Origin of the sequence: Acinetobacter sp. UBA3025 (assembly GCF_002367915.1) — a bacterium.
In the GTDB taxonomy this organism is placed as follows: domain Bacteria; phylum Pseudomonadota; class Gammaproteobacteria; order Pseudomonadales; family Moraxellaceae; genus Acinetobacter.
Genome location: NZ_DFDO01000036.1, coordinates 1 through 4,939 on the forward strand (window position 1 = coordinate 1; position 4,939 = coordinate 4,939).

Annotated in this window: 3 protein-coding genes; all 3 read right to left on the reverse strand. The window is 46.0% G+C overall.

Features of this window, described 5'->3' with window-relative positions; all coding sequences use genetic code 11:
- Positions 1-1,553: DEAD/DEAH box helicase (locus B4J23_RS01535; protein WP_291358550.1), on the reverse strand; the 1,553-nt coding region annotated here is incomplete at its 3' end.
- Between the two features lie 529 nt (positions 1,554-2,082).
- Positions 2,083-2,913, reverse strand: coding sequence for an inositol monophosphatase family protein (locus B4J23_RS01540; protein WP_004786976.1), 831 nt, complete (start codon positions 2,911-2,913; stop codon positions 2,083-2,085).
- Positions 2,914-3,027: 114 nt separating this feature from the next.
- Positions 3,028-4,938 (reverse strand): 1-deoxy-D-xylulose-5-phosphate synthase, encoded by a 1,911-nt coding sequence (dxs, locus tag B4J23_RS01545; protein WP_291358553.1) that lies wholly within the window; start codon positions 4,936-4,938, stop codon positions 3,028-3,030.
- Position 4,939 lies beyond the last annotated feature (1 nt).

Below are 4,939 nucleotides of genomic sequence, written 5' to 3' on the forward strand. Positions count from 1 at the left end.
GGTTTGTAATCTACACGGTTACCGCGGTTGTCATCATTACCTTCGAAACGAGGACGGTCACCAAAGTCACGACGTGGACGATCATTATTAAACTCGCGACGTGGACGGTCTTCATTGAAATCACGACGTGGACGATCACCGAAACCGCCTTCACGACGTGGACGATCGCTGTTGAAGTCACGACGTGGACGATCTTCGCCACCGAACGCAGGACGTTCGCCACGAGGTTTGTCATCGAAGCTACGACGTGGACGGTCATCACCACCTTCACGACGTTTGAAATTGCTCTCGCCTTCGAAACGACGACCACCACCGAAGCCACGACCACCATCACGACGACCGCCACGACCACGACCAGCGCCATCACGGCTACCGCGTGCAGGAGGTGGAGATGGTTCAAGACCTTCAATTTCAGATACGTTTAGACGAGCTTCAAGGAAGTCTTCTAATGCACGGATTTTACCGCGTTCACGATAAGTCGCTAAAGTAATTGCTTTACCAGTACGGCCCGCACGACCTGTACGACCGATACGGTGTACATAGTCTTCGTTCTTCATAGGAAGACCAAAGTTGATCACGTGAGAGATTGTCGGTACGTCTAGACCACGTGCTGCAACATCAGTTGCAACCAGGATTTTTGCACGACCTTCACGGATGCTGCGCAGACGACGGTTACGAACAGTTTGTGGCATCGCACCATGTAGAGCAACAACTGATAAACCTGCTTCAGCAAGTTCTTCAGCCAGCATATCTGTATCTTCTTGAGTAGAAGCAAAGACCACTGCCTGATCAACGTCTTCTTCGTTCAACCAGTGAGTAAGAAGTTTTTTCTTGTGCTCAAAGCCATCAGTCCAGTGTAAAGTCTGGGTAATATCAGTATTGGTAGAGTGACCAGTTTCAATTGCAATACGCTCTGGCTCATTCATCATGCGTTCAGCAAGGGTAATGATACGTGGAGCGAAAGTTGCAGAGAACATCAGTGTTTGTTTACGGTTTGCAGCCAAGTCACCGATTGCTTCCAGGTCTTCAGAGAAACCAAGATCCAGCATACGGTCAGCTTCGTCGACGATCAGCGAGTCAACTTTATCAAGTTTGATTTGACGACGGTTAACAAGGTCAAGTAAACGGCCTGGAGTTGCTACAACAACCTGTGCACCTTTTAACTGCTGGATTTGTTTACCAAATGGCATACCACCCATAATTGCAGCAATACGAACACCTTTCATGTGACGTACGAATGCGATCGCGTCTTGGCATACTTGTTGTGCCAATTCACGAGTTGGTGAAATCACCAGAATAGTTGGTTGAGTCACCGCTTTCATACGTTCTTTAAATGGTACGAAAGTATCTTGGTTAGCAAGTGCGTTCAAAGTTGGGAGAAGGAACGCAGCGGTTTTACCCGAACCTGTCTGGCTAGATACTAAAAGGTCTTTACCTTCTAGTGCAGCAGGGATAGATTGTTCTTGTACAGGAGTCGGAGTAGTAAAACCTAAGCCTTGAAGGGCTTGTTGTAACGATTCATGCAAAGAAAATTCAGCAAAAGTTTTGCTCATAGAGTATTCCACCCGGAAATTGGGTGCTCCATTAAAAATAAAGTCAAATGGACATCGACAAAAAGCGGTACAGCAATTAAACGCTGAAAAGAGATGATTCAGCGGCGATCCGAGTAACGACGATGTGATATAACGCACGCATGATTACGGCATAACCTGAAGGAATCGCTTTAGCGATTGGGGCGCGAGATATCGTCCTCTCTTTGGACCGCACGCGCATACACAATGATAAGAAGAGAAATGTTCAGGTAACGAACAGAAATTAAGTGCGTGCGCAGATTATAGCAGGATTATTCATAAAGTCATCCGCTTTTCAGATTATTTTGTTTAACTGCTAATTTCTTCATCAATTTCTAAGACTTAACCAAGAAAAGAAATGTAATTAATCCTCCAGCTGGTCAATTTTCTTTTTATCAAGGCTGTGAATCATCTAAATATGAAGATATTTATCCCGTAATTATTTTCAAAAAATAAAAAAGGCATCCCGAGAGATACCTTTTTAATATTCGATTTACGGCGTTAAACCCGATTATTTCGCTGCCTCACCCCAAGCAGGAACAACTGCTTGCATAAGAGGTTTCAGCATTTTCATTGAACAAGCCAAAACTTGACCATTTTCCATAGAATCGCTACCACCACGCGCATCAACCACAGTACCGCCCGCTTCTTTCACGATTAACTCGCCTGCTGCAATATCCCAAGGTTTCAAGCCAAGCTCGAAATAACCATCAAGACGACCAGCAGCGACATAAGCCAGATCCAAGGCAGCTGAACCACCACGACGGAATTGTGCACCTGCCTCAGTCACATTAAGCAATGCATCAAAATGATTCTTGGCATAAGAGACTACTTCACCATTACGTTTAGTACGGTAAGCATGACCTACTGCCAGGAAAGTATTGTTCAGACTGTCTTTAACATTTACACGGATACGGCGCTGGTTCAGCATCGCACCACGACCACGGCTCGCAGAGAATAGCTCATCTTTCACCGGGTCATAAATAACACCGTGTTGAGTTACACCTTTGTGCTGAACTGCGATAGAGATACAGAAATGCGGAAAACCGTTGATAAAGTTTAGTGTGCCATCAAGTGGATCGATCACCCAACACCAATCAGCGTCGTGACCTTTACCTTCTTGCAGACCAAATTCTTCACCAAGGAAACTGTGATTTTTATAGCTTTTACGTAGAGTATCGATGGTCAACTGTTCCAGATAACGATCTACACGCGTTACCGGACCATCAATGCCTTTTTCTTCGACTTGCAGATCGAGTTTATGACGATTTTGATGCGCTTTTAAAAGCTCTTGACCAACTAATTGAGCCGCACGCGCAGCCATCACCACCATAGGTTCCATTGAACACCCACTACAAATTTGAAGATACTGATAAAGAATAATGCATAAAAGCCCGCATATTTTAGCAAATATCCGGGCTTTTTGGGAAAAAATGTGTCGAAACTTTTTAAGAGTTTAAAATAGGACGCTTTGCCCGAGCTTTGACCAGGCTTCATTGATTGATTTTTCAATGCCTTGGCTATCAAGTCCCGCCTGCTGCAACATCTGGCTATGTGTTGCTTGTGCCATGAAGGTATCCGCCAAACCTAAATTTAGAATTGGTTTAACGATCTGAACTTCAGCCAGGTACTCATTCACAGCACTTCCTGCACCGCCCATGACTGCATGTTCTTCAACAGTGACAAACAGTCTGGTTGAATGAGCCAACTGGTTTAATATTTTGGTATCCAGTGGTTTGATAAAACGCATATTCACTACGCGTACGCCCACATCATGTTTGCTGGCAAATACCTGAGCAGCTTCCACTGCGGCTTGAACCCGACTACCGAATGCCAGAATCGAAACATATTCATCATATTGTTCGTTCAGACTGAGCAATAATTCTGCCTGACCGATCTGCATCTCGGTCATGGTTTTCTGGATTTCCACACCCAGTCCATTCCCGCGCGGATAACGCACTGCTGCCGGACCATGATACAGATAAGCCGTATGCAACATTTGACGGCATTCATTCTCATCTTTTGGCGCCATGATCACCAGATTCGGAATGGTACGCATATAGGCATAGTCATAAGCACCGGCATGCGTTGGGCCATCTTCACCGACCAGACCGGCACGGTCGATCCCAAACGTCACATCCAGATTTTGCAGTGCCACGTCATGGACCAACTGATCATAACCACGTTGCAAGAAAGTTGAATAGATAGCGACGACCGGTTTTAAACCTTCACAAGCCATACCTGCTGCCAGCGTCACTGCATGCTGTTCTGCAATGGCCACATCAAAGAAACGTTCAGGATATTCTTTGGCAAACTGCACCATGCCCGAGCCTTCACACATTGCCGGAGTAATCGCCAATAGACGTTTATCCTGTGCTGCTTCATCACATAACCATTGTCCAAATACATCTGAATATTTGGGTGCTGGATTAGGGGCTGCAACTGCATTGAGTTTGCTAATCGCGTGGTATTTAATCTGATCACATTCTGCTGGCGCAAAGCCCTTACCTTTTTTGGTATAGATGTGGATCAGACGTGGGCCTTTACGTTTTTTCAAGGCTTTAAAAACGTGTACCAGCTGTTTAACATCATGGCCATCATAAGGACCAAAATAATCAAAACCAATGGCTTTAAACAGGTTATCTGCGGCATCAGTTGCAGCTTGATGTAAACGCGAGTTATACAGCCATTCCGGGTGCGGCTGTACATAAGCCTCACCATCTTCAGTTACGTTGACGAATTCGCCACGTTCCCAGATTGCAGCGAGATGCTTGGCAAAACCGCCAGTACTACATGAAATCGACATATCATTGTCGTTCAGAACCACCATCAGGTCAGCCTGATGTGCCACAGCATCATTCATAGCTTCAAAAGCCATACCTGCGGTCATGGCCCCATCACCAATGATTGATACGACTTCACACGGATTGTTCTGATAACGACGCGCCAGAGCCATGCCAAGGCCAGCAGAAATGGCGGTAGATGAATGCCCTACCCCAAAAGTATCAAATTCAGATTCTTCACGCGCCGGAAATGCGGCCAGACCATCTTTTGCACGGATTGTAGTGAGCTGTTCACGACGTCCGGTCAACGCCTTATGCGGATAAGCCTGATGACCCACATCCCAGATCAGGCGATCATGTGGCGTATTAAAGCAGTAATGTAAAGCGACAGTAAGCTCAATCACACCCAGATTGGCCCCAAAGTGTCCACCACTCTGACCCGCAGCATACAAAATGAATTGACGTAACTCATCCGCCACTTGAGTGAGCTGGCTTTGCTCGAGTGCACGCAGTTGCTCAGGATGATCGATCGCATCAAGCAACGGTGTTACAGGGCGTTGAGTTGGTATTTCTGTATACAGCATA

Excerpts from the sequence above, each read along its gene's own strand:
- dxs (WP_291358553.1), bottom strand. The coding sequence starts at position 4,938 with ATGCTGTATACAGAAATACCAACTCAACGCCCTGTAACACCGTTGCTT.
- B4J23_RS01540 (WP_004786976.1), bottom strand. The coding sequence starts at position 2,913 with ATGGAACCTATGGTGGTGATGGCTGCGCGTGCGGCTCAATTAGTTGGT.